Origin of the sequence: Candidimonas humi (genome assembly GCF_019166065.1) — a bacterium.
In the GTDB taxonomy this organism is placed as follows: Bacteria; Pseudomonadota; Gammaproteobacteria; order Burkholderiales; family Burkholderiaceae_B; genus Candidimonas; species Candidimonas humi.
Genome location: NZ_JAHTBN010000009.1, coordinates 44405 through 70345, shown reverse-complemented (window position 1 = coordinate 70345; position 25941 = coordinate 44405). Strand labels below are relative to the sequence as shown.

General features: G+C 66.2%; 19 protein-coding genes and 1 pseudogene. 12 read left to right on the top strand and 8 right to left on the bottom strand.

What is annotated here, in order from left to right; all coding sequences use genetic code 11:
- Positions 1–38: 38 nt before the first annotated feature.
- On the bottom strand, positions 39–1268 hold the full coding sequence (locus KVP10_RS17430; protein WP_217965961.1) for a nucleoside recognition domain-containing protein: 1230 nt from the start codon (positions 1266–1268) through the stop codon (positions 39–41).
- Between the two features lie 319 nt (positions 1269–1587).
- On the opposite strand from KVP10_RS17430, the gene KVP10_RS17425 reads away from it, so the two are divergent.
- A complete protein-coding gene (locus KVP10_RS17425; protein WP_217965960.1) occupies positions 1588–3822 on the top strand; it encodes an acyl-CoA dehydrogenase in 2235 nt (744 codons plus the stop codon).
- A 559-nt stretch (positions 3823–4381) separates the two neighbouring features.
- On the opposite strand, the gene gloA is transcribed toward KVP10_RS17425, so the two are convergent.
- From gloA to glyQ, 6 genes and pseudogenes are all read right to left on the bottom strand, one after another.
- On the bottom strand, positions 4382–4762 hold the full coding sequence (gene gloA, locus KVP10_RS17420) for a lactoylglutathione lyase (protein WP_217965959.1): 381 nt from the start codon (positions 4760–4762) through the stop codon (positions 4382–4384).
- A 196-nt stretch (positions 4763–4958) separates the two neighbouring features.
- Complete coding sequence (locus tag KVP10_RS17415; protein ID WP_217965958.1) at positions 4959–5846, bottom strand: M48 family metallopeptidase; 888 nt, start codon at positions 5844–5846, stop codon at positions 4959–4961.
- Entirely contained in the window at positions 5833–6561 is a 729-nt protein-coding gene (locus tag KVP10_RS17410) for a lysophospholipid acyltransferase family protein (RefSeq protein ID WP_217965956.1), read from the bottom strand. The genes KVP10_RS17415 and KVP10_RS17410 overlap by 14 nt, the downstream gene beginning before the upstream one ends.
- Positions 6562–6567: 6 nt before the next feature.
- Positions 6568–7158: pseudogene (gene gmhB, locus KVP10_RS17405) on the bottom strand (D-glycero-beta-D-manno-heptose 1,7-bisphosphate 7-phosphatase); the annotation flags it as partial.
- The gene (gene glyS, locus KVP10_RS17400) at positions 7104–9251 is read right to left on the bottom strand and encodes a glycine--tRNA ligase subunit beta (protein WP_217966056.1); all 2148 of its coding nucleotides are present in this window, start codon (positions 9249–9251) and stop codon (positions 7104–7106) included. The gene glyS and the pseudogene gmhB, both read right to left, overlap by 55 nt.
- Positions 9251–10159 carry a glycine--tRNA ligase subunit alpha gene (gene glyQ / locus KVP10_RS17395; RefSeq protein WP_217965954.1) on the bottom strand — a complete coding sequence of 303 codons (909 nt, stop codon included), beginning with the start codon at positions 10157–10159 and terminating at the stop codon, positions 9251–9253. The genes glyS and glyQ overlap by 1 nt, the downstream gene beginning before the upstream one ends.
- Positions 10160–10394: 235 nt before the next feature.
- Here glyQ and KVP10_RS17390 point away from each other — a divergent pair, with 235 nt between their 5' ends.
- The 4 genes from KVP10_RS17390 (at position 10395) to KVP10_RS17375 (ending at position 14844) form a co-directional block, all read left to right on the top strand.
- Positions 10395–11162, top strand: a complete 768-nt coding sequence (locus KVP10_RS17390; protein ID WP_217965953.1) for a crotonase/enoyl-CoA hydratase family protein — start codon at positions 10395–10397, stop codon at positions 11160–11162.
- A gap of 120 nt (positions 11163–11282) precedes the next feature.
- On the top strand, positions 11283–12806 hold the full coding sequence (locus tag KVP10_RS17385) for a fumarate hydratase (protein ID WP_217965951.1): 1524 nt from the start codon (positions 11283–11285) through the stop codon (positions 12804–12806).
- A 238-nt stretch (positions 12807–13044) separates the two neighbouring features.
- Entirely contained in the window at positions 13045–13881 is an 837-nt protein-coding gene (locus tag KVP10_RS17380) for an HTD2 family dehydratase (protein ID WP_217965949.1), read from the top strand.
- Positions 13882–14019: 138 nt separating this feature from the next.
- Positions 14020–14844, top strand: coding sequence for an HpcH/HpaI aldolase/citrate lyase family protein (locus tag KVP10_RS17375; protein ID WP_217965948.1), 825 nt, complete (start codon positions 14020–14022; stop codon positions 14842–14844).
- Positions 14845–14868: 24 nt separating this feature from the next.
- On the opposite strand, the gene KVP10_RS17370 is transcribed toward KVP10_RS17375, so the two are convergent.
- The gene (locus KVP10_RS17370) at positions 14869–16218 is read right to left on the bottom strand and encodes an MmgE/PrpD family protein (RefSeq protein ID WP_217965947.1); all 1350 of its coding nucleotides are present in this window, start codon (positions 16216–16218) and stop codon (positions 14869–14871) included.
- Between the two features lie 177 nt (positions 16219–16395).
- Here KVP10_RS17370 and KVP10_RS17365 point away from each other — a divergent pair, with 177 nt between their 5' ends.
- From KVP10_RS17365 to KVP10_RS17335, 7 genes are all read left to right on the top strand, one after another.
- A complete protein-coding gene (locus KVP10_RS17365) occupies positions 16396–17316 on the top strand; it encodes a LysR family transcriptional regulator (RefSeq protein ID WP_217965946.1) in 921 nt (306 codons plus the stop codon).
- A 203-nt stretch (positions 17317–17519) separates the two neighbouring features.
- Complete coding sequence (locus tag KVP10_RS17360; protein ID WP_217965945.1) at positions 17520–18680, top strand: acyl-CoA dehydrogenase family protein; 1161 nt, start codon at positions 17520–17522, stop codon at positions 18678–18680.
- A 10-nt stretch (positions 18681–18690) separates the two neighbouring features.
- Positions 18691–19869 (top strand): CaiB/BaiF CoA transferase family protein, encoded by a 1179-nt coding sequence (locus tag KVP10_RS17355; protein WP_217965943.1) that lies wholly within the window; start codon positions 18691–18693, stop codon positions 19867–19869.
- Positions 19870–20104: 235 nt separating this feature from the next.
- Complete coding sequence (locus KVP10_RS17350; RefSeq protein WP_217965942.1) at positions 20105–21235, top strand: zinc-dependent alcohol dehydrogenase family protein; 1131 nt, start codon at positions 20105–20107, stop codon at positions 21233–21235.
- Between the two features lie 445 nt (positions 21236–21680).
- A complete protein-coding gene (locus KVP10_RS17345; protein ID WP_217965941.1) occupies positions 21681–22835 on the top strand; it encodes an ABC transporter substrate-binding protein in 1155 nt (384 codons plus the stop codon).
- A gap of 141 nt (positions 22836–22976) precedes the next feature.
- Positions 22977–24725, top strand: a complete 1749-nt coding sequence (locus KVP10_RS17340) for an ABC transporter permease (protein ID WP_217965940.1) — start codon at positions 22977–22979, stop codon at positions 24723–24725.
- On the top strand, positions 24718–25821 hold the full coding sequence (locus KVP10_RS17335; RefSeq protein ID WP_217965939.1) for an ABC transporter ATP-binding protein: 1104 nt from the start codon (positions 24718–24720) through the stop codon (positions 25819–25821). The genes KVP10_RS17340 and KVP10_RS17335 overlap by 8 nt, the downstream gene beginning before the upstream one ends.
- The last annotated feature ends 120 nt before the right edge of the window (positions 25822–25941 follow it).

The following is a 25941-nucleotide window of genomic DNA, read 5'->3' as shown; positions in this document are numbered from 1 at the left end:
GACACGCACGCTGCCTCGATCACTACTGCAAGGCCGCATCAGCCGAAGAACCAATAACTGACCCCGATCGAGGCCAGCACCCCCGCCACATCGGCCAGCACCGCACACCCCACGGCATGCCGCGCCCGCTGTATGCCCACCGCGCCGAAATACACCGCCAGCACGTAGAACGTAGTCTCGGTGCTGCCCTGGACCGTCGCCGCCAGCAAGGCCGGGAAACTGTCCACCCCGTAATGCTGCATAGTCTCGATCAGCATCGCCCGCGCAGCACTGCCCGAGAAGGGTTTGACCAGCGCCGTCGGCAGCGCGTCCACGAAGCGCGTATCCAGGCCCGCCGAATGCACCGCCCAGCGTATCAGGTCGAGCGCCGCATCCAGCGCCCCCGAGGCGCGCAAGACCCCCACCGCGCAGAGCATCGCCACCAGATAAGGCAGCAAGTCCCGCGAAATCGCGAAACCTTGCTTGGCGCCTTCCACGAAAGCGTCGTACAGCGGCACCTTGCGGCGTGCGCCCGCCAGCAGGAACAACATGATGATGCCGAACATCGTCAGATTGCCCAGCAGCGACGACAAGGCCTCGACTGCTTGTGCCGACAGCGTGTAGAGCAGCGCCATGAAACTGCCCAGGCCCAGCACCAGGGCGCCCAGCCACGCCAGTACCACCGGATCGCGCAGCCGCAGCTTTTGCATGAACGCGACCGCCAGCAGGCCCGCCAGCGACGATGCCGTGGTGGCCAGCAGTATCGGCAGGAACACCAGCGTGGGGTCGGTTGCGCCTTGCTGCGCGCGATACATGAAGATCGTCACCGGCAGCAGCGTGAGTGAAGACGAGTTCAGCACCAGGAACAGGATCTGGGCGTTGGTGGCCGTGTCGGGCGTGGGGTTGAGCGTCTGCAGCTCGCGCATGGCGCGCAGCCCTATAGGCGTGGCGGCGTTGTCCAGGCCCAGGGCATTGGCGGCGAAATTCAAGGTGATCAGGCCCAGGGCGGGGTGGCCGCGCGGCACTTCCGGCATGAGGCGCGTGAACAGCGGGGCCAGCAGCCGGGCCAGGCGGTCTATCAGCCCGGCCAGTTCGGCGATGCGCAGGAAGCCCAGCCACAGCGTCAGCGTGCCGAACAGCAATATCATCAGGTCGACCGACAGCTTGGCCATGTCGAACAGGCTTAGCACCAGCCTGGAAAAGACCTGGGGATCGTGCAGGAACAGCCAGTGATACAGCCCCGACGCGCAGGCGACCAGGAAAAATCCGAACCAGAGGGGGTTGAGCATGGGTCGAACCAGGCGTAAGCCGTTTCTCGGGTAAAGCCAGATTGTCGCAGAGTCCGGCCGGCCGGGCACGCCGGCGGCGATGCCGAGATGATGGCCGGCATGTGTTGCGGCGCGCTTGCCGTCACGGATACCCGCGCGGATTGCCGCGGATTGTCGCGGATTGTTGAACGGCGCGCCTGTGCGCGATAATGGGCGGGCGCGCCCGCGCGATCTTTCTTTTGCGGTGCCGGCGGCCCTGCGGGTTTGCGCCGGGCCGCCGCGAAGCAAGCCGCGGTCTCGCATGCACGAACAAACGGCTGTTGCCGAATAAAGGGGAATCATGGACTGGAGAGCCTGGCGCAAGCGCTGGATTACCGAACCCTTGTACCGCAAGGCTCGCGCGGCCATGCCCAGCCTGTCGCCCACCGAGCGCGAAGCCATAGACGCCGGCGACGTGTGGTGGGACGCCGAGCTGTTTTCCGGTGCGCCCGACTGGCAGTCCCTGCTGGAAGTCGCGCCGGCTGCATTGAGCCCCGAAGAGCAGGCCTTTCTCGACGGCCCCGTGGCGGAATTGGGCGGCATGCTCGACGACTGGGCCATCTCCTGGCGCGACTACGACCTGCCGCCGCAGGTGTGGGATTTCCTCAAGCGCAATGGTTTCTTCGGCATGATCATCCCGCGGCAATACGGCGGCCTGGGTTTTTCCGCGTATGCCCATTCCGAAGTGGTGCGCCGCATTTCACTGCGCTCGGTGACCGCAGCGGTCACGGTCATGGTGCCCAACTCGCTGGGGCCAGGCGAACTGCTGCTGCAGTTCGGCACGCAAGCGCAGCGCGACCATTGGCTGCCGCGCCTGGCCAAGGGAGAGGAAATCCCATGCTTCGGCCTGACCAGCCCGGCCGCCGGCTCGGACGCCGCCTCCATGGTGGACACCGGCGTGGTGTGCCGCCGCGAGGTCGACGGCGTCGATACATTGGGCATACTCCTGAACTGGCGCAAGCGCTACATCACCCTGAGCCCGGTGGCGACGGTGCTGGGCCTGGCCTTCAAGCTTTCCGATCCGCAAGGCCTGCTGGGTGGGCCGGCCGACATAGGCATATCCGTGGCCCTGGTGCCCACGCATCTGCCCGGCGTGCGCATAGGGCGGCGCCACCTGCCGGCCCTGCAGGCCTTTCAGAACGGCCCCAACGAAGGGCATGACGTCTTCGTGCCCCTGGACGCGCTCATAGGCGGGCCGGCAAAGGCCGGACACGGCTGGCAGATGCTGATGAGCGCACTGGCCGCGGGGCGCGGCATTTCCCTGCCGTCGCTGTCGGCAGCGGCATGCGCCTTCGCAGCCCATACCTCGGGGGCCTACGCCAGGGTGCGCACGCAGTTCGGCATCCCGGTGGGCAGGTTCGAGGGCGTCCAGGAAAAGCTCGGCCGCCTGGCGGGCAACGCCTATCTGGTCGAGGCCGCGCGGCGGCTGACATGCGCGGGGCTGGACATGGGCCGCAAGCCCGCAGTCATTTCTGCCATCATGAAACTGCACGCTACCGAGCGCATGCGCGAGTCGGTCGATGCGGCCATGGACGTGCACGCAGGCAAGGCGGTGATAGACGGGCCGCGCAACTACCTGGGAGGCCTGTACCGCGCGGTGCCCGTCGCCATCACCGTCGAGGGCGCCAACATCCTTACCCGCAGCCTGATCGTGTTCGGGCAGGGCGCCATACGCTCTCATCCCTATTTGATGCAGGAAATCTCGGCGCTGGGCGACAGCGACCAGGATGCCGGCGAACGCGCCTTCGACGCCGTCGTCTGGAAGCATGCCGCGCACAGCGCCAAGAACGTCTTCCGGGCGCTGGGTTTGGCATGGACGGGCAGCCTGGCGGCCCGCGCGCCGCGAGCCGCGGGGGCGGCCGCCGGCCACTACCGGCGCCTGGCCCGCTACGCCTCGGCCTTTGCTCTGGTGTCCGAGGCGGCCTTGTTTTCGCTGGGCGGCTCGCTCAAGCGCAAGGAAATGCTTTCGGGCCGCCTCGGCGATGCGCTGGCCGAGCTGTACCTGCTGTCGGCCGTGCTCAAGCGCTGGCAGGACGAAGGCCGGCACGATGCCGACCTGCCCCTGGTGCAGTGGTGCGTCGACAATGGCTGCGCCATCATAGAACGTCGCCTGGACGAGGTGCTGCGCAACTTCCCGCTGCGCTGGCTGGCATTCCTGCTGCGCATCATCGTGCTGCCGCCCGTCGCACGGGCCAGGCCGCCCAGCGACCGTGACACCGCGGCTTGCGCGCAAATACTGCTGGAGCCTTCCGACGCGCGCAATCGCCTGGTCGGCGGCGTGTGGGAAAGGCTGGAAGCCCGGAGCGTACAGACGCTGGAGCGCGCCTTCCTCCTGGCGGTGGAATCGCAGCCGCTACGCGACCTGGTGCATCGCTCAGGCGTGCACGACTGGCGCGAGGCCCACGCCAAGGGCGCCATCAGCGACGAGCAGGCGCAGTTGCTGCAGCAGGCCGAAGAAGCCGCTGCGCAGGCTATCGAGGTCGATGATTTCCCCGCAGGTGCCTTTGCCCGGCCGGGATTCGATGCGCAAGAATGATGGTGGTGTTGGTGGACGGATGCGTCAAGTAGCAGTTGCAGAGGGTGGTGGAGGCACAGAGAGGTGGGGGCGACAAGTGATGGATATGCTGCTTGCTCGTTTACGCGGTGTTTCTTGTGCCTTGCGCCATCGATATGCTTACTTAAGCCGCCGAGGCTGCCCTGCGGAGTTCCGATGCTCGGCAGACTCGCCTGCGCTTCGGACTCCTCCGGGGTCCTCGGCTCACGTCGCGGCTTGCGGCGGGCTTGAAAACCTATCAATTGACCTGCTTGGCAACCGGAAGGCCGGTGGGCATCAACGAAAAAAAGTAAACATCGACGCAAAATGCAAGGGGCTTGAAAACCCCCCAGGATGCCTGGCTGTGAGCTGGGGACCCCGTAGGAGTCCGAAGCGCAGGCGAGTCTGCCGAGCATCGGAACTCCGTAGGGCAGCCCCGGCGGCTTAAGAAAGTAGCCCTGGTGTCTCAAGAAGACAGCCCGGCGGCTTGAACTAAACAGCGCCACGCCCCGATTGGCGGCTATGGAGCCGCCGCAACTCGCTTGCTTCAGCGAAGAAAAAATCAATGCTGGATCAGCTCGATCTTGTAGCCGTCCGGGTCTTCCACGAAGGCGATGACAGTCGTACCGTGCTTCATGGGGCCGGCTTCGCGCGTCACCTTGCCGCCGCGCGCCTTGATCTCGGCACAGGCCTTGTACGCATCGGGCACTTCCAGCGCAATGTGGCCGTAGCCATTGCCCAGGTCATACGAAGACGTGTCCCAGTTATAGGTGAGCTCGATCGCCGCGCCCTCGGACTCGTCCTGGTAGCCCACGAAGGCCAGCGTGAACTTGCCGTCCGGATAATCCTTGCGGCGCAGCAGCCGCATGCCCAGGACCTCGGTATAGAAGGCCAGCGAGCGCTCCAGGTCGCCGACCCGCAGCATGGTGTGTAGAAGACGCATTGATTACTCCTTGAGTCGCATTGCCGCATTCATCGGAATCGCAATCCCGAAAGAATAACAGCGCAGCCTGGTTTTTCGTACAAGTGGCGAGCGAGCCCGTGCCGCATGCCTTGCCGTCCCGGCACGCCTGCGGCCGCGTCGCGCGATTCCTGCATACATGGTTTCCGTTCGCCGGCCCGGCGGCCGCATGCCCGCCTCAGATCAGCGGCAGCGTGGCCGGATCGTGCTGGCGCAAGGCATCGCGCGCGCGTTCGAAGCCCGGCAATATCCGTCCCACTTCGCGCCAGAAATCCTTGCTGTGGTTCATTTCGCGCAAATGGGCGATTTCGTGCGCCACGACATAGTCGATGATATCGCGTTCGAAATGGATCAGGCGCCAGTTCAGCATGATGTTGCCGTCGCTATTGCACGAGCCCCAGCGCGTCGCCGCCGAGGACAGCCGCCAGCGCCGCAACTGCAGCCCCTGGGCCGACAGGAAATGAAGCAGGCGCTGCTCGAACCAGGTGCGGGCCTGCTGCTGCAGCCAGGCATGGGCGGCATCGCGGATGCGGGCGTGGTCGGCATCGCGCGGCAGCGCCAGGCTCAGCACGTCGCCGTCGCGCGGCTCGAATTCCGCGCCCAGCAGGCGCGTGCGGCCCAGCGTGTCGCCCAGCCGCAGCACGATGCGCCGACCCATGTAGGGTACCGAGCCGCCGTCCTGCCAATGCGTGTCGGCCATCGCCAGTTGGGCCCTGCGGTCGTACCAGGCGCTGAGCTTGTCGAGGATCCAGTTCGATTTCTCGATCACGACTTCGTCGATCTGGGCCAGCGTCACCCAGTTCGGGGCGGTCACCAGCAGGCCGTCGTCGTTGATGGTCAGGCCTATGCTCTTGCGCCGCGAGCGCTTGAGCACGAAGCCTATGGATTGAGTGCTGGCGCGCACCTCGCGCCAGCGTGTGCCGGACGCCAGCGATTGCGGGCGCACCGTGGGCACGGTCGCGTCGCCGCGGGACGCACGGGGTTCGCGGCGTGCCGGCGGCCGGGGCGTCGTGGGTTCGGGGGGCGGGGCATCGATGAACAGATCGAGCTGCCTACTCTCGTTCATAGCGTTCGGGGTTGAGTTGACGCATTTCGTTTTCGATCCAGTCCCGGACCTTGCCATTGAGCGTATCGGCGTCGAGGCCCTCGCTGGCGATCATGGGACCGATCGATAGTGTAATCAAACCCGGCTTCTTGATGAATGCGTTGCGCGGCCAGCACTCGCCCGCGTTGTGCGCGATGGGGATGACTCCGGCGCCGGTGCGCACCGCCAGCATGGCGCCGCCCAGCTTGTAGCGTCCGACCTTGCCGGGCGCTATCCGGGTGCCTTCGGGAAACAGCACCGGCCAGCGGCCCTGGCTCAGGCGTTCGCGGCCCAGGCGCACGATCTGCTCGAAGGCATCGCGGCCCTTGGACCGGTCGATGGGGATCATGCGCAGCAGCGCCAGGCCCCAGCCGAAGAAGGGCACGCGGTGCAGTTCTTTCTTGTAGACGAAGCACACGTCGCGCGGCATGTGGGCCGGCAGGAACAAGGTTTCCCAGGCCGACTGGTGCTTGGACAGCAGGATGGCAGGGCCGTCCGGCAGGTTTTCTATGCCCTTGATGCGCCAGCGTATGCCGACGATGGCTTTGGCGCCCCAGATCGCCAGCCTGGGCCAGCCCGCGGTCAGCCGGAAGCGCCAGTGCAGGGGCAGCGGCGCCCACAGCATGCACGCCAGCGCGTAGGGAATGACGGTGACGATCAGGAACAGCAGGTAGATCGCGGAACGCAGCGCGGCCATAGGCGGTCAGGCCTCCTGCAGCCAGGCGTCGACGGCGGTCGCGAGGTCTTCCACCACCTGCGTGCCGGCCGGCAAGTCGCCCTTGTCCCAGGTCTTGCGGCCATTGCCGGTGAGCACCAGCCAGGGGGCGCAGCCCGCCGCGCTGGCGGCCTGCAGATCGCGCAGCGAGTCGCCGGCTGCCGGCACGTCGCGCAGCTCGGCGTCATAGCGCTGTCCGATGTCCAGGAACAGCCCCGGCTTGGGTTTGCGGCAGGCGCAGCCTTCGTCCGGGCCATGGGGGCAGATGAAGATCGCGTCGATGCTGCCGCCCGCGGCGGCCACTTCCTTGCGCAGCTTGGCGTGGATGGCGTTCAGGGTTTCCATGGTGAACAGGCCGCGGGCCAGCCCCGACTGGTTGCTGGCCACCACCACGCGCCAGCCGGCGCGCGACAGGCGCGCGATGGCTTCCAGGCTGCCGGGCAGGGCGACCCATTCCTCGGGGCTCTTGATGTAGTGCTCGCTGTCGTGATTGATCACGCCGTCGCGATCGAGTATGGCGAGCTTCACTGTGCCAGCCTCGAGATGTCGGCGACCTGGTTCATGATGCCGTGCAGGCCCGCCAGCAGGGCCAGGCGGTTGGCGCGCACGGCGGGATCTTCGGCCATGACCATGATGTCGGCGAAGAAGGCGTCGACCGCGTCGCGCGCCTGCGCCAGCGTGGCCAGGCTGGCGGCGAAGTCGCCGCGGACGAACTGCGCCTGCGCCTCGGGCTCGAGGCGCGCGATGGTCTGCGCCAGGGCTTGTTCGGCGGGCTCGGCCAGCCGCGCCGTGTCGACCTTGCCGATTTCGCCCTCGGCCTTCTTGAGCAGATTGGTGATGCGCTTGTTGGCGGCCGCCAGGCTTTCCGCCTCGGGGCGCCGGGCGAAGCCGGCGCAGGCCTGCACGCGCGCCAGCACCTGGTGCAGCGGCGGCTCGACCGCCAGCACGGCGTCGACCACATTGCGGTCGTAGTCGTTGATCAACTGGTTGCGGTAGCGCTCGTAGATGAAGTGCTGAACTTCGTCGGCGGTGCCGGCCGCGATGGGATGGGCGTCGAAGGTGGCGGCCGTGAAGGCCAGCAGTTCGGGCAGGGCCAGGCGAGCGGCATGGCTGCCCGACAGGTAGCCCCCGGCGTCGAGCTGTTCGTAGGCGCTGATCAGGCCCAGCGCGGCGCGGCGCAGGCCATAGGGGTCGCGCTCGCCGGTGGGAACCAGGCCTATGCCCCAGATGCCCATCAGCGTCTCGGCGCGTTCGGCCAGGAACAGGATGGCGGCGGGCAGGCTGACCGCGTCGACCGGCGTGTCCAGGCGGATGCGGTACTGCCCCTTGAGGGCCTGCACCACTTCGGGCGGCTCGCCGTCGGCCGCCGCGTAATAGGCGCCCATGATGCCTTGCAGTTCGGGGAATTCGGCCACCATGCTGGTGCCCAGGTCGGCCTTGGCCAGCAGCGCGCTGCGCTCGGCGAGTTGCGCGTCGGCGCCCAGTTGTTCGGCGATATAGCGCGCAACGCGGCGCACGCGTTCGACGCGTTCGAGCTGCGTGCCCAGCTTGTTGTGGTAGACGATGTTTTCCAGGGACTGCACGCGCGAGGACAGGGGCGCCTTGCGGTCGGTGTCGAAGAAGAACTGGGCGTCGGCCAGGCGCGGGCGCACGACCCGCTGGTTGCCTTCGACGATATTGTGCGGATCGTCGATCTGCATATTGCTGACGATCAGGAACCGGTGCGTGAGCCGCCCCGTGCCGGGCTCGAACAGCGGGAAATACTTCTGGTTCAGGCGCATGGTCAGGATCAGGCATTCCTGCGGCACCGCCAGGAACTGCGGATCGAACTGGCCGACATAGACGGTCGGGTGTTCGACCAGGGCAGTGACTTCGTCGAGCAGCGCTGCGACCTCGGGATCGTCGCCCACCGTCGCGCCGAGCGCGGCTTCGTGTTCTTGCAGTTGTGCGGCGATAGCGTCGCGGCGCGCTTCGAAGGAGGCGATGACCTTGCCTTGGTCTTCGAGCTGGCGCTCGTAGGACAGCGGCGTTTCAATGTCGATGGCGCCCGCCGACATGAAGCGGTGCCCTTGCGTCTGGCGTCCGGCTTCCAGGCCCAGGGCGCGCACCGGCACCACGTCGGGCCCCCAGAGCGCCACCAGGCGGTGCGCCGGGCGCACGAACTTGACGCTGGTCACGCCGTCGGCCAATTGGTAGCGCATGACCTTGGGAATGGGCAGCCCGGCGATGGCGGCATCCAGGGCTTCTTGCAGCCCGGCCTGCAGTGTTGCGCCTTCGGCCACGCCGCGCGCATAGAGATAGTCTTGCTTGCCGTCGGATTCGCGGATCAGGTCGGCCGCGCCCAGGTGGCCCAGGCCCTTGGCGGCGAGCTTCTTGGCCAGCGCGGGCGTCATGGCGCCCGCGGCGTCCAGGCCGACTTTGGCCGGCATGAGCTTTTCGGTGTATTCCTGTTGCGGGGCCTGGCCCAGCACGGCGTCCAGGCGCAGCGCCAGGCGCCGCGGTGTCGCGTAGGCTTGCAGCCCGCAGCCGGCGGCCAGCAGGCGCTGCTTGTCGAGCACGGCGCGAGCGCCTTCGGCAAAGGCCTGGCCGAGCGCCTGCAGCACCTTGGGCGGCAGTTCTTCGGTGAACAGCTCGAGCAGCAGGGGCCGCGGGGACAGGGAATCGGAGGCCATCATGCTGCCTCCTGCTTGCGGTGATTGCCTAGCATGGGAAAACCTAGTTTCTCGCGTGAATCGTAGTAAGCCTGGGCCACTGCGCGCGACAGATTGCGGATGCGTCCGATATAGGCGGCGCGCTCGGTCACGCTGATGGCGCCGCGGGCGTCGAGCATATTGAAGGTGTGCGCGGCCTTGAGGGTGGCCTCGTAGGCGGGCAGGGCGAGCGGCACTTCGATCAGGCGCTGCGCCTCGGCCTCGTAGTCGCCGAAGTGCGCGAACAGCATCGCGGTCGATGCATGCTCGAAATTGTAGGCCGACTGCTCGACCTCGTTCTGGTGGAATACGTCGCGGTACAGCACGCGCTGGCCGCCGGCGCCTTCGGTCCAGACCAGATCGTAGACGCTTTCCACGTTTTGCAGGTACATGGCCAGCCGTTCCAGCCCGTAGGTGATCTCGCCGGTGGTGGGCAGGCAGTCCAGGCCTCCCACTTGCTGGAAGTAGGTGAACTGGGTGACTTCCATGCCGTTGAGCCAGACTTCCCAGCCCAGGCCCCAGGCGCCCAGCGTGGGGTTTTCCCAGTCGTCTTCCACGAAGCGGATGTCGTGCTGCGCGGGGTCTATGCCCAGCGCCCGCAGCGAGCCGATATACAGGTCGAGGATTTCGGGCGGGGCCGGCTTGAGCACGACCTGGTATTGATAATAGTGTTGCAGCCGGTTGGGATTGTCGCCGTAGCGGCCGTCCTTGGGGCGGCGCGACGGCTGCACATAGGCCGCGCGCCACGGCTCGGGCCCGATCGAGCGCAGAAAGGTCGCCGTGTGCGAGGTTCCCGCGCCGACCTCCATGTCGTAGGGCTGCAGCAGCGCGCAGCCCTGTTTGTCCCAATATTGCTGCAGGGTCAGGATGATTTGCTGGAAGGAGAGCATGAGTCGGAAAGCCGCCGGCGAGGCCGCGAAAGTTGGCTGCAAAATCCCATGATTTTAACTGGTTCCGCGCCAGGGGAAGCCTGCGGCGATAGCCCCGCGCCGGATGCGCCCGCCGGAGCCGGCGCGGGCCGCGGCCGCGCGGATCCGGGGCGGCGGTGATTGGTCGTATGATAGCGGCTGTCGATAAATTCAATGTTTGCGCGTATCCGCGCCTGTATTTTTGGGGGAGAAGTACATGTCTGATTTGGTCAAGGTGCAGGCCGAGGACCGGGTGCTGGTTATCACCGTCAATCGCCCCGAGGCCCGCAATGCCATCAATTACGAGACCGCCGTCGAGCTCGCCGCCGCCCTGGACCGGCTCGACCAGGATCCCGGCATCGTCCTGGGCATACTCACCGGCGCCGGCAACACCTTCTCGGCCGGCATGGATCTCAAGGCGTTCGCCGCCACGGGCCAGCGCCCGCTGATAGAAGGGCGCGGCTTCGCCGGCCTGTGCGAGCGTCCGCCGTCCAAGCCGCTGATCGCCGCGGTGGAAGGCTATGCCCTGGCGGGCGGCTGCGAAATGGCCCTGGCCAGCGACCTGATCGTGGCGGCCAATAACGCCAATTTCGGCCTGCCCGAAGTCAAGCGCGGGCTGGTGGCCGGCGCGGGCGGCATGCTGCGCCTGCCGCAGCGCATCCCCCATCACATCGCCATGGAAGTCATACTCACCGGCGAGATGCTGCCGGCGCAGCGCGCCTACGACCACGGCCTGGTGAACCGCCTGGTCGAGCCCGGCCAGGCGCTGGAAGGGGCGCTGGCCCTGGCGCGCGTCATCGTCGAGAACGGCCCGCTGGCGGTGCGCACCGCCAAGCGCGTCGTCACCGAGTCCAAGGATTGGCGCCAGGCCGACATGTTCGACCTGCAGCGCCCGCGCGTGGCCCATATCTTTGCCTCGGCCGATGCCAAGGAAGGCGCCCTGGCGTTCGCCGAAAAACGCAAGCCCGTCTGGCAGGGCAAATAGCCGGCCGGCGGCAACCCCAGCGGCCGGCCCCGCGGGGCCGCGCATAGTCCACGAGCCGCGGCCCGTTCCAGACCGGCCGCGGCAGCCCATCAGTCTTACTTCGTTCCAGCCTTTTTCTTCATGACTACCATAATCCGAGAAAACGACCTGATCCAGTCCATTGCGGACGCGGTGCAGTTCATCAGCTTTTATCACCCCGCCGACTACATCCGCCATCTGGCGCGCGCCTACGAGCGCGAGCAGAGCCCGGCGGCCAAGGACGCTATCGCCCAGATCCTGACCAACTCGCGCATGTGCGCCGAGGGGCACCGGCCCATCTGCCAGGATACCGGCGTAGTCAACGTCTTCCTCAAGGTCGGCATGAATGTGCGCTTCGACACGCAGCGCAGCCTGCAGGAACTGTGCGACGAGGGCGTGCGCCAGGGCTATACCAACCCCGACAACCCGCTGCGCGCCTCCATCCTGGACGACCCGCTGTTCGAGCGCCGCAATACGCGCGACAACACGCCCTGTATCGTCAGCGTCGAGCTGGTCGCCGGCGACCGGGTCGACGTGCAGGTGGCCGCCAAGGGCGGCGGTTCGGAAAACAAGTCCAAGTTCGCGATGCTCAACCCCAGCGATTCCCTGATCGACTGGGTGCTCAAGACCGTGCCGCAAATGGGCGCGGGCTGGTGCCCGCCCGGCATGCTGGGCATCGGGGTCGGCGGCACTGCCGAGAAGGCCATGCTGATGGCCAAGCAGTCGCTGATGGACGACATCGACATGTACGAGCTGCTGCAGCGCGGCCCCCAGAACAAGCTGGAAGAGCTGCGCATCGCGCTCTACGAGAAGGTCAACGCCCTGGGCATAGGCGCGCAGGGGCTGGGCGGCCTGACCACGGTGCTGGACGTCAAGATCAAGACCTTCCCGACACATGCCGCCTCCAAGCCCGTGGCCATGATTCCGAACTGCGCGGCCACGCGCCACGTGCATTTCGAGCTGGACGGCTCCGGCCCGGCCGCGCTCACGCCGCCGCAGCTGTCCGACTGGCCCGATGTGCACTGGGCCCCCGACTACAACAAGTCGCTGCAGGTCGACCTGAACACCCTCACCAAAGAGCAGGTCGCGAGCTGGAAGCCCGGCCAGACGCTGCTGCTGTCGGGCAAGATGCTCACTGGCCGCGACGCGGCGCACAAGCGCATCCAGGAAATGCTGGAGCGCGGCGAACCGCTGCCCGTCGATTTCCGCAATCGCGTCATCTATTACGTAGGCCCGGTCGATCCGGTGCGCGACGAAGTGGTGGGCCCTGCCGGCCCCACCACGTCCACCCGCATGGACAAGTTCACCGACATGATGCTGTCGAGCACTGGCCTGATCGCCATGATAGGCAAGGCCGAGCGCGGTCCGGTGGCGATCGAGTCGATACGCAATCACCAGTCGGCCTACCTGATGGCTGTGGGCGGCTCTGCCTACCTGGTGTCCAAGGCCATCCGCGGCGCCAAGGTCGTGGGCTTCGCCGATCTGGGCATGGAAGCCATCTACGAGTTCGACGTCAAGGACATGCCCGTGACGGTGGCGGTCGACGCGCGCGGCACGTCCGTGCACCAGACCGGTCCGCGTGAATGGAAGGAAAGAATCGCCACCATCTCGCTGGTGCCGGTCTGACGACCCGTGCGCCGTGATCGCCCGGCGGCTGGAGCGGCATGCGGCGGCCGGCCCGCGGGCGAGATGGCGCCGGGGCGGGGCGCCGCAATCGGCCCGGCGGATCGGGCGATGGGTGCGCGCCGTCCGTCCGGGTTTGCCGCCAGCCAAGGCGGCCTTGCAAAAATATGAATTGCCAGCCGCCTTTGCCGCGGGCATTGTGTGGTGATTTTCATTTGGCGGTCTTGCCCGCGCATTGCATATGACAGACCTAGATCCCATGGCCTGGAAGGGCCGCAGCGAAACTTGCCCCGACAACCTCGATGCCGGACACGCCCAGCGCGTCGCCCTGGCCCTGGGAGAGACGGCGCCGGCCCCCGGCGAGGCCCTGCCGCCCTTGTGGCACTGGGCGTTCTTCGTCGCAGCGCTGCCTTACGACATGCTGGGCGAGGACGGACATGCCCGGCGCGGCGGCTTCATGCCGCCGGCTGCCAATCGCAACCGCATGTGGGCCGGCGGCCGCGTGAAATTCCCGCAGCCGCTGCGCGTCGGCGAGCCGGCCGAGCGCAGGTCGACGATCGCCGAGGTGGTCGAGAAAGAAGGGCGCACCGGCAGGCTGCTGTTTGTCACCGTGCGGCACGAATACCTGCAGGGCGGCCGGCTGTGCGTGGACGAAGAGCAGGATGTCGTCTACCGGGAACCTTCACCGCCGAAGCTCCAGGGCTCGCAGGCGGCGCCGGAGCACGGCTGGTTGGAAACCATCACGCCCAGTACAGTGATGTTGTTCCGCTATTCGGCCGTCACATTCAACGGCCACCGCATTCATTACGACGACCCGTACGTCCGGCAGGCCGAAGGCTATCCGGGCCTGGTGGTGCACGGGCCGCTGATCGCCACCTTGATGGCGCGTGCCTATGCGCGTGCCAACCCGCAGCGGCCCATGAGCGCATTTTCGTATCGCGGCCTGCGCCCGCTGATCGCGCCGCGCCCCTTCCAGGTGGCCGGCCGGCTCGACGGCGACGGCGCGGCCTCGCTGTGGGCCGAGCAGGACGGCATGCTGGCCCACCAGGCGCATGTCGAATATGGGGCGCCGCGATGAGCGGCGCGCAAATGGCTTGTGCCGCAATGGCCGGCACGCAGGCCGCCCGCGCCGGGTCGGCCGGCATGGGCATCGGCAAGCCCGCCATCAGCATGGCCGGCGCATGAATAATCCATACACAACAGGGACAGTACAGCTATGAGCAATACCGCCACGCGCCTGCGTACGGCGCTTTTCGTTCCCGGCACGCGCCCCGAGCGCTTCGCCAAGGCCCTGGCCAGCGGGGCCGACGCGGTCATCGTGGATCTGGAGGATGCCGTCGAGCGCCATCTGAAGGACGAGGCGCGCGGCAATATGCAGCGCTATGCCCGCGAGCACCCCGAGGCGTCATTCATGGTGCGTGTCAACGATGCCTCCACGTCATGGTTCGCCGACGACATCGCCGCCTGCCGGGACCTGCCCAATGTCACGACCGTCATACTGCCCAAGGCCGAGTCCGCGGAGCAGGTGAGGCTCGCGGCAGCAGCGGGCAAGCCGCTGTTCCCGGTGGTGGAAAGTGCACGCGGCGTGCATGTGCTGGACGAACTCGCGGCCATGCCGGGCGTCCAGCGTCTGAGCTTCGGCGCGCTCGACTTGTTGCTGGACCTGGGCGTGGCGACCGATACCGAGGCCGCTGCCGTGGTGCTGGATCATTTGCGCGTGCGCGTGCTGATATTGAGCCGCCTGCACGGCCTGAGCGCCCCGCTCGACACGGTCTATCCGGATTTTTCCAATACCCGGGGGCTGGCCGCCGCGGCGCGCCGGGCCTGCGACATGGGCTTCGAAGGCATGCTGTGCATACACCCGGCGCAGGTCGCGGTGGTGCACGAAGCCTATGCCCCTGCGCCGCAAGAGCTGGACTGGGCCCGGCGCGTGGTGGCGCAGGCCGAGGCCAGCGGTTCTTCGGCCTTCAAGCTCGACGGCAAGATGGTCGATGCGCCGGTGATCATCCGGGCCCGGAAAATACTCGAGCGGGCGGGCTGAAACCGCCCGCCCCGGGTCACTGCGCTACAGGAACCATCCCACCCGCTCGCAGTCGGCCAGTCCCCATACCTGGGCGATGAGCCTTGCGACTTCCTCTTGCGTGGCCGCGCCCTGGTAGCAGCCCAGGCGCAAGGCCTTGTCCTCGATTTCGGCGCGGCTCAATGTGTTGTCCGGGTCGCCTTTGGGGGTGTCCACGCGCGATTCCAGGCTGCGGCCGTCGCGGGTGCGCACGGTGACTTTCCCGATCCAGCGCCGGGGATAGGCGGCGTCGATTTCGGGATCCAGCCGCATGCTTACGCGCTGGCGGAAATCGGCGATGGCGGGGTCGGACAGCGCCTCGTCGAATTCCGGCAGGCCGGCGCGGCGATGCCGGGCGATCAGGCCCAGCACCACACCCATGCAGAATTTGGACTGGTGGACGCTGACCGGGTCGACCACCGGGCCGAGCACGTCGATGGCGCCCTGGTGCACATGCGCGACCACGTCTCCGATGTCCTCGATATGCAGGTCGTGTTCGGTCACCAGCGCCAGCAGCGCGTCGGCCGCCGGATGGGTGTGGCGGCACGAGGCGTGGTACTTGAAAGAGGTTTCCAGCAGCGCCCAGCGCGTGCCCAGGCCGTCGGTCAGCCGCGCGGGGTCGGCGTCGCGCGACATGCCCGCGGCCATGCCTTGCGGGCCTTCCAGGATGCGGGAGGCGCCGGTGAAGCCGTCGCGCGCCAGCCAGGCAGCCATCATGCCGTCGGCGGCAGCCTTGGCGGTATGCAGTTGCTTGGAATCGGCGCCGTCGCGCAGGAATTCCCACAGGCCCGCGGCCTGGGTGCCGGCCGAGCCCAGGGCGTGCAGCATCTGCGCAGGGTCCAGGCCCAGCAGGCGCCCGGTGGCGACGGCGGCGGCCAGCGTGCCTGCTGTGCCCGTGGTGTGGAAAATGGTGTAATGCGTGCGGCCGAGGAATTCGCCTATGCGGATGCCTGCTTCGTAGCCCGCGACCGTGGCGGCCAGCAGGTCGCGGCCGCTGCGCCCCAGCGCCTGCGCCGTGGCGATGGCCGGAGGGAACACCACGGCTGCCGGATGGAATACCGAGCCGTTGTGCACGTCGTCCTGTTCCACCATATGGGTCGCGGCGGCGTTGACCATGGCGGCGAACACGGGACTGGTGCCGCGCCGCGCCGCCATGTCCTGGGCCGGCCCTTCGGCGGGGCCCATGGCGCGGGCGTACGCGGCAATACTCAGCACGGGGCGGCCGTGCGACCCCGCCAGGATGGATGCCAGGGTGTCGAGCAGCAGCTCTTCGGCGCGGCGCAGCACCGGTTGCGGTATGGACTCGATGTCGAGCTCGGAGACGTAACGGGCCAGTTCGGCGCTGGGATGTGTCATGGGCGTGGGGGAGGAAAAAGTTTCCAGGATGGGCGCCGGTTTCGCGCGGCGCCCGCTAGTGTTAATGTCCTCAACTCAGGACACAGGGTCGTCGGGTGACTATGCACGCAAGTCGCCGGTTTGCCAATTGCGCATTGTTTAAGTGCGGCTTAAATTTTCCGAAGGAGGCGGGCGCGGATGCCGATGCGTTTCGATCTGACCGATATGCAGCTCATGGTCAATGTGGCCAGCGCCATGAGCCTGACCAAAGGGGCCGAATACAGCTTTCTGTCCTTGCCCGCCGCCAGCAATCGCGTCAAGAACCTCGAGAGCGCCCTGGGCACGGCGCTTTTGTACCGCAGCAGCCAGGGCGTGACCCTGACGCCTTCGGGCGAGGCATTCGTGCGGCATGCACGCATCGTGTTGCGCCAGCTCGAGCACCTGCGCGGCGACCTGCAGGAATATGCTGCGGGGGTCAAGGGCGTGGTGCGCATCTGCGCCAATACCACGGCCATGAACGAATTCGTACCCGCGGCGCTGGAGCGTTATCTGGTCGACCATCCCGACGTCAACATAGAGCTGCGCGAACGCCTCAGCTACCAGGTGGTGAAGGCGGTGGCCGAAGGCGCGGCCGACATAGGCATCACGGCGCAGGACAGCGGTGCGAGCCTGGAATTCCTGCCCTACCGCAGCGATCGGCTGATACTGGTGACTCATGCGGCGCACCCGCTGGCCAGCGCAAAGACGCATGCCTTCGCCGACACCCTGGACTACGACCATGTGTGCCTGTTCGAGTCCAGCGCCATCCATTCTTTTCTGCTCAAGGCGGCCGAGGACAGTGGGCGCCTGCTCAGGGTACGGGTGGAGGTCGGCAATTTCGAGACGTCCTGCCGCTTGATCGCCGCGCAGGTGGGGATAGGCGTGGTGCCCGAATCGGCGGCGCGCCGCTACGAGCAGGTCATGCCCTTGAAGTTGATTCCCCTGACCGACGCCTGGGCCTTGCGCCGGCTGCACATCTGCGTGCAATCGGTGGACAGGCTGCCGGCCTTCGCCCAGGAACTCGTGACCCAGCTGCTGCAGGACGCGGCCGCCGAATCGCCGGCCCAGGGCCTACCCTAAGCGAAGGCTAAGCCGCGCTTAAAGAAATCGGAATTGCGCCAGGGGCGGGAATCGATCAATCTATCGGGCTGATGGGCTGATGGGCTGATGGGCTGATGGGCTGATGGATCGGCTTGCCTGCGGCCAGCCCGCCCGCGGGTCGTGCCCGCCACGATGCCCACAAGCCCCATGCGTTTTTGGTTTAGATATAACAAGGACCCCGAATGTCGAATCCTGCCGGAAAATACCAGGACATCCGCGATGCGGTGCGCGACCTGTGCGCCGAGTTTCCCGACGAATATTTCCGCGAAGTCGATGCGCGGCGCGGCTATCCCGCCGAATTCGTCGATGCGCTGACCCGCGCCGGCTGGCTGGCCGCGCTCATTCCGCAGGAATACGGCGGCTCGGGCCTGGGCCTGACCGAGGCTTCGGTGATCATGGAAGAGATCAACCGCGCCGGCGGCAATTCGGGCGCCTGCCACGGCCAGATGTACAACATGGGCACGCTGCTGCGGCACGGTTCCGAGGCGCAGAAGCGCCAGTGGCTGCCGCGCATCGCCTGCGGCGAGCTGCGCCTGCAGTCCATGGGCGTGACCGAGCCCACCACGGGCACCGACACCACGCGCATCAAGACCGTCGCCGTCAAGAAGGACGGCCGCTACGTGGTCAACGGCCAGAAGGTCTGGATCTCCCGCGTGCAGCATTCGGACCTGATGATATTGCTGGCGCGCACCACGCCGCTGGACCAGGTGCGCAAGAAGTCCGAGGGCATGTCGATCTTCCTGGTGGACCTGCGCGAGGCCGTGGGCAAGGGGCTGACGGTGCGGCCCATACCCAATATGGTCAACCACGAGACCAACGAGCTGTTCTTCGAGAACCTGGAAATTCCCGAAGAGAACCTGATCGGCGAAGAGGGCAAGGGCTTCGGCTATATCCTGGACGGGCTCAACGCCGAGCGCACGCTGATCGCCGCCGAATGCATAGGCGACGGCCACTGGTTCGTGGACCGCGTCACGAAATATGCCAACGAGCGCATCGTGTTCGGCCGGCCCATAGGCCAGAACCAGGGGGTGCAGTTTCCCATCGCGCGCGCCTATGTCAATGTCGAGGCCGCCAGCCTCATGCGCTTCGATGCCTGCGCGCGCTTCGACGCGCACGAGCCTTGCGGGGCCCAGGCCAATATGGCCAAGATGCTGGCTGCCGATGCGTCCTGGGAGGCGGCCAACGCCTGCCTGCAGTTCCACGGCGGCTTTGGCTTCGCCTGCGAGTACGATGTCGAGCGCAAGTTCCGCGAGACGCGCCTCTACCAGGTGGCGCCGATCTCCACCAATTTGATATTGTCGTACATCGCCCAGCACGTGCTGGGCCTGCCGCGTTCTTTCTGAAGAGGACCCCATGCTGCCTTTGCAGGACATCACCGTCGTCACCCTGGAACAGGCGATCGCCGCGCCTTTCTGCACGCGCCAGCTTGCCGATCTCGGCGCGCGCGTCATCAAGATCGAACGGCCCGGCAGCGGCGACTTCGCCCGCGACTACGACGAGCGCGTGCGCGGCCTGTCCTCGCACTTCGTCTGGGTCAACCGCTCCAAGGAAAGCCTGACGCTGGACCTGAAGCATGAGGCGGCCGCGGATGTGTTGCGGCGGCTGCTGGAGCGGGCCGACGTGCTGGTGCAGAATCTGGCGCCCGGCGCGGCCGCGCGCCTCGGGCTGTCCTTCGATGCCCTGCATGAACGCTATCCGGGCCTGATCGTCTGCGACATCTCGGGCTACGGCAGCGACGGTCCTTATCGCGACAAGAAGGCCTACGACCTGCTCATCCAGAGCGAATCCGGCTTCCTGTCGGTGACCGGCACGGCCGACGAACCGTCCAAGGCGGGCTGCTCGATCGCCGACATCGCGGCCGGCATGTATGCCTACAGCAATATCCTCGCTGCGCTGATCGAGCGCGGCAAGACAGGACGTGGCCGGCGCGTCGACGTGTCCATGCTCGAGAGCATGGCCGAATGGATGTCCTATCCGATGTACTACAGTTTCGAGGGCGCCAAGCCGCCGGCGCGCAGCGGCGCGGCGCACGCCACCATCTATCCCTACGGCCCTTTCGACACCGGCGACGGCGGCACGGTGATACTCGGCCTGCAGAACGAGCGGGAATGGCAGGTCTTCTGCGAGCAGGTGCTGCACCGTCCCGAGCTGACCGCCGACCCGCGCTTTTCTTCCAATTCGCGCCGCTCGCAGGCGCGCGGCGAATTGCGGGCCCTGATCCTGGAGGTTTTCGCCGGGCTTACGCTAGAACAGGTCGTGGCCCGCCTGGATGCCGCGAAAATCGCCAATGCACGCATGAACGGCATGACCGAACTCTGGAACCACCCGCAGCTCGCGGCGCGTGCGCGCTGGGCCGAGGTCGGTACCCCGGCCGGCCCGGTGCCGGCGCTGCTGCCGCCGGGCGTGCCGGATGCGGGCGCCGCGCGCATGGATCCCGTGCCGGCGCTGGGCGAACACACGCAGGCCATCCTGGCCGAGCTGGGCTACGGCGAGCAGGCCGTGGCGGAACTGCGGGCCGGCGCGGCCGTCTGAAGCCCAGGTGGCGGGGGCTCCGGATGGCGCGTCCGCATTCAAAATCGCCCCGCCGCATCGTCGCATCGTCGCATCGTCGCGGGGCGCAAAGTCCGGCCGCGCTCGATCACGGGTGGCTTCGAGTAAAAGGCGCTGCGGCACAGGAGCGCTTCGGCGTACATCTGGAATCCCCCGATGGACGGGGGGCTTGCGGGGTCCATAAAATTCCCGGAAATATTCTGGACGGAGCCATCGCATGAAAATCCGAGCCGCCGTGTTGCGGGAAATGGGCAAAGCCGCGCCTTATGCGCAAAGCCGCCCGGTCGAAATCACCGAAATCGATCTCGATCCTCCCGGCTTCGGAGAAGTCCTGGTCCGGACCCGCGTCGCGGGGCTGTGCCACTCCGATCTTTCAGTGATCAACGGCGACCGGCCGCGCGGCGTACCTATTGTCCTGGGGCACGAATCATCCGGCGAGGTCGTCGAGGCCGGGCCGGGCGTGGCCGACCTCGCGCCCGGTGACCATGTGGTTTCCGTGTTCGTGCCCAGTTGCGGCGGCTGCGCACCCTGCATGCAGGGGCGCCCCGCGCTGTGCGAGCCGGGGGCGGCAGCCAATACGCGCGGCGAGCTGCTGGGCGGGGCGCGGCGCCTGCACCGGGGCGATGAGCCCCTGAATCATCATCTGGGCGTGTCCTGCTTTGCCGAATATGCGGTGCTGTCCAGGCGTTCCTGCGTCAAGGTCGAAGCGGGCCTGACGCATCGCGAGGCGGCGCTGTTCGGCTGCGCGGTGCTGACCGGGGCGGGCGCGGTCATCAACCGGGCGGCGCTGCGGGCGGGCCAGACCATAGCCGTTGTGGGGCTGGGCGGGGTGGGCATGAGCGCCTTGCTGGCGGCGGCCGCCGCCGGCGCGCAGCGCATCGTCGCCGTCGACCTCAGCGATGAAAAACTGCGCCTGGCCGGCGAGCTCGGGGCCACGCACCTGATAAACCCGCGCTCGCTGACACAGGACGGCGATCTGCTCGATGCCGCCGGCGGCCCGGTCGACTTCGGCTTCGACGCGGCCGGCGGCGTGGCGGCCTTCGAGACCGCCTACCGGTTGACGCGGCGCGGAGGTTCCACCATTACCTCGGGGCTGCCGCATCCCAAATCCAGTTTTTCCCTGCCCCTGTCGCAACTGGTGGGCGAAGAACGCGAGATCCGCGGCAGCTACCTGGGTTCGGGCGTGCCCGCCGTCGACATTACGCGCTACATCGAACTCTACAAGCGCGGGCGCCTGCCGGTGGACAAGCTGCTGGGCGAGGCCTTCACGCTGGACCGGATCAACGAAGGCTTCGACCACCTGGCCTCCGGCTCGGGCCTGCGCGACTGCGTCGTCTTCGGTGGCTGAGGCCCGCCGCGGCAAGGCTGTAGATACATAGGCGCATATGCGCAAACGGGTAGAGAGTTGGCAAGCAAAACGGTATATGATTAAGTCAAATTCTGTCGTGAGGTCATGATCGATGATGCCGCGGATCCGAATCGCCAATGCTGCAGCCTCCATGCGCCGCCCGTTTTTCCCGGCGCGGCGTGTGCCGCGTGGTGCTTCGATGTGCGCTCCCAAAAACGCAATGCCCGACGCCTCCCGAGAAAAAATCGCGGCTCTTGACTACGTCAAGAGCTTTTTTTATATGGAATCGAGCAGGTCGCGCGCCTCATATGCGGCCTGATCTCAGGGATGCGCTCCGGGCGGCGGTTCGTCCCGGCTCGCACGATCTATAGCTGGTGTCAGTCCGTGCAAGGCGGTCGAGATCATCCGTAGAACCTTGTGTTAGACCTTTACAGGAGACAAAAGAATGGATTCCCCTAGCAAAAATAAAACCGGCTCCGTCATCGACGTGCGTACCGGCCGGCGGAATTTCCTGCGCACCGCGGTGATCGCGGGCGCGGCGCTGCCTTTCCCGGGCCTGGTGCTGGCCAAGGGCGATGACGCGTGGCCGTCTTATTACCCGTCCGACTACCATTCCATCGTCGAGGGCTCGAAAAAAGAATCGGGCCTGGCTATTTATTCCAACATGGATACCTACAACTGGGACCCTATCCTCAAGGGTTTCCAGAAAAAGTATCCCTGGGTCAAAAGCATAAAGTCCAACAACCTTAGCAGCGCCGAGGTTTTCGAGCGCTACTACAGCGAATCGGCAACCGGCACGTCGCCCGCGAGCCTGATGGTGTCCGGCGACCCGACCAACTGGGTGCGCATGGCGAAGAAGCAGGCATTGCTCGACTACAAGTCGCCCGAGGTGGCCCACCTGCCCGATTTCGCCGAGCCCATGCCGAACCTGTACACTTTTTCGGCCGACCCCATCCTGATGGCCTACAACACGGCGCTCCTGTCCGAAAAAGAGCGCCCGCAAGGCATAGGCCCGCTGGTCGATCTGATCACCAAAGACCCCAAGCGCTTCAAGGGCAAGATCACCACTTACGACATCGCCGTCAGCTTCGGCTTTGCGATCTTCTACAGCTGGCTCAAGAGCAACCCGGATCACGGCTGGGACACTTTGGGCAAGCTGCTGTCTATGACCCGCCCGGAACGTTCCTCGGGCCCCATGGTCAACAAGCTGCAGACCGGCGAAGACCTGGTGGGCTATTTCGTGTCGAGCACGGTGGTCATTCCCCAAGCGACCAAGAGCGCGGGCCTGCTGGGCTGGAGCTACATCTCGGACGGCACGCCGATGTTCCTGCGCGGCATGGGCATCCCGAAAACCGCGCCGCAGGTCAACACCGCCAAGCTGATGCTCGACTACATCCTGTCGCAGGAAGGGCAGATCAGCGTGTATGACGGCGGCTTCACGCCCTACCGCAATGGCCTGCCGGCCAAGGCCGCGCCGCGTACCTACGAGTCCATCGAGGCCAAGCTGGGCAAGAAAAACATGATCATCATCGGCTACGATGACGTGTCCAAGGAAGACGCGCAGAAGCTCACCCAGAAGTGGAAGAGCTATCTGAAGTAATTGCGGCAGGAAACCCGGCCGTTTTGCCGTGTGCGGCAAGCAAAGCCGGCGGGATTGCAGCGGGGGCCTGCGGGCGCCCGCTGCGGTTCTTCGCGGCTTGCGCCGGCCGGCCAATGTACAGCATAGCAATGGGGAGCCGCTGTGACTGAAACGATAGCAAAGAGCGCGCCCGGCGGGCCGTACGGCTCGGTGACTTACCGGCGCTTCCTGGGCAGGGGCAAAGGCTTCTGGATCCAGGGCGCGGTTTTCATCGTCGTCGTCTTTTTGGTCGTCGGCGCGATATTTCCCATTATTTACCAGTCCTTCATAGACCGGCCGCTCTATGAGGCGGGGCAGCATTTCACCTTGCAGAACTATGTGCGGCTGTTTGAAGACGCCGGGTTCTGGCTGGTGGCGTTCAACAGTTTCGCGTTCGCCGTGATGACCACCGTGATCGCCCTGGTGATCGCGGTGATTTCGGCGATCGTAATCGTGCGCACCCGCGTGCCTCTCAGGGGCTTGATGGATGCGTGCCTGCTGTTGCCCACCTATATTTCGCCGCTGGTGCTGGCGTTCAGCTGGGTATACATATATGGCCCGGCGGGGTATGCCACGCTGTTCGTCCAGTCCATGGTCGGGGCCACCCCCTGGAACCTGTATACGCTGGTGGGCATGGCCGTAACCGAATCGGTGGCGCTGGTTCCCATCGGCTACCTGTATTGTTCCGGGGCGATGCACCAGCTCGACTCTTCGCTCGAAAGCGCCGCGCGGACTTGCGGTGCCGGGCCCTGGACGGTGTTGCGGCGGGTGATCTTGCCGATGATACGGCCACCGGTGCTTTACGCCGCGCTGCTGATATTCAGCACCTCGCTCGAGACACTGAGTATCCCGTTGTTGTACGGCGGCCCGGTCAACATAGAGCTTTTCGCCAGCTTCATCTATACCAAGGGCCTGCTGGACCCGCATCCGGATATCGGCCTGCTGGGCGCCGCGTCGGTGCTGGTGCTGTGCGTGATGGCGGTGCTGGTCGTGATCCAATACTTCGCGCTGAAGAACGGCAAGCGCTTCATCAGCGTCAGGGGCAAGGCGGCTCGCCGCAGCACGCTGAATCTCGGCGCCATCCGCTGGCTGGGCTTCGCCTTCGTGGCCCTGTATTTGCTGCTCGGCCCTGTATTGCCCATGCTGGGGCTGGTGGTGCGGGCTTTCACGCAGGTCCTTACGCCGCTCATCGCCCCGTACAAGGTGCTGACGCTGGGCAATTTCCTGACGATCTTTTCGGTTGAACAGTATGTGGACTCCATCTGGTACAGCGTCGTCATAGCCCTGGTCGGCGGCGTGGCGACGACGCTGCTTGCCACTCTGGTCGTGCTCACTACCAAGCGTTCGCGCTTCGTGCTGGCCGGGCCGCTGGAATTCGTCGCCCTGGCTCCGCAGGTGGTTCCGGGCATCATCCTGGGCCTGGGGTTCTTCTGGATGTTCGCCCTGGTGCCCGGAATGCGGGTGCTCAACGGCACGCTGATCGGCCTGATGATCGCCTTCGGCATTCGCGCATTCCCCATGGCCTTCGGCGCCATTGCCCCCATTGTCATGCAGATCGGCACCGAGCTCGATGCCGCGGCCCGTACGATAGGCGCCGATTGGTGGTGCACTTTCAGGCGCGTGCTGCTGCGCATGCTGGTGCCCGGCCTGTATGCGTCTTTCGTGCTGCTGTTCGTGCAGATGGTCAAGGAATTCACGCCCGCCATCTTCCTGGGGTCTGCCGACAACCAGGTCATCGGCACGACCATGCTGCAGATGTGGCTCAACGGCAATACCGGGCCGGTGGCGGCGCTGTCCCTGATGCAAATCCTGATATGCGTACTGTTTGTGGTGGTGGCGAAGAAAGTCCTCAAGGTGAACGCGAATGAATGAACTGGTGATAGACGGCGTCAGCAAAACTTTCGGCAAATACTCGGCGCTGCGCGATATCAGCTTCACGGTGGCCGAGGGCGAATTCTTCACTCTGCTGGGCCCCAGCGGCTGCGGCAAGACGACGATGCTGTCGTGCATCGCGGGGCTCGAAAAACCCGACCGCGGGATCATCCGGGTGGGCGACATGGTCTACTGCGATGGCGCGACAGGGCGGTTCCTGCAGCCCGAAGAACGCAACCTGGGCATGGTGTTCCAGTCGTACGCGCTGTGGCCGCACATGTCGGTGGCGGAAAACATCGCGCTGCCGCTGCAGTTGCGCAAGGTCGCCAAGGCCAAGCAATCGGACCTGATAGATTCCGTGCTCGAGCAGGTCGGCCTGCTCGAGCAGCGCGAGCGCTATCCGCATCAGTTGTCGGGCGGCCAGCAGCAGCGCGTGGCGCTGGCCCGCGCGCTGGTGTATTCGCCGTCCCTGCTGTTGCTGGACGAGCCCCTGTCGAACCTGGACGCGAAGCTGCGCGACAGCGCACGGCTATGGCTGAAGAAGCTGCAGAAAGAGGTCGGCGTCACCACTATCTACGTGACTCACGACCAGGCCGAAGCCTTGTCGCTGAGCGACCGCATTGCCGTCATGAGCACCGGCAACATGCTGCAGGTCGACACCCCCAAGCGCATCTACGAGCATCCGGTGTCCGAACGCGTGGCGGACTTCATCGGCCACTGCAACTTCTTTTCTGCGCGGGTCGTCGACAAGCGGCCGGACCAGAGCGTGCTGCAGGTGGGAGAGCACATGCGCTTCGGCGTCTCGTCCGACAAGGACATCCCGGCCGGCGAAGAAGTCCGTATCGGGATACGGGCCGAAAAGCTGGAAATCCACCCGCGCGACGGCAGCGGCCCGCAGGCCGGCGCCGTGACGAACCGGATCCCTGCCCGTCTCGATGAAATCGCCTATGTCGGCGACCATTACGAGTACCGGGTGGACGTGTATGGCCAGAAGATACTGGTAGAGAGCGCCCAGGAATTCCGTGCCGGCGAGGTCACTATCGTCATCCCCGAGAACGATGTCTACGTATTGAGGGCCGACAAGAATTCTCCGTGACATCCGGGCAAAACCCCTAAAAACGGCCCGGGCCCGCGGCCCCTTCAGGGGACGGCGGCCGGGTCGAATTGTTCATGGCTGCGGCGGGCAGGCGTGGGCGCAACAGGCCGAGGTCGACGT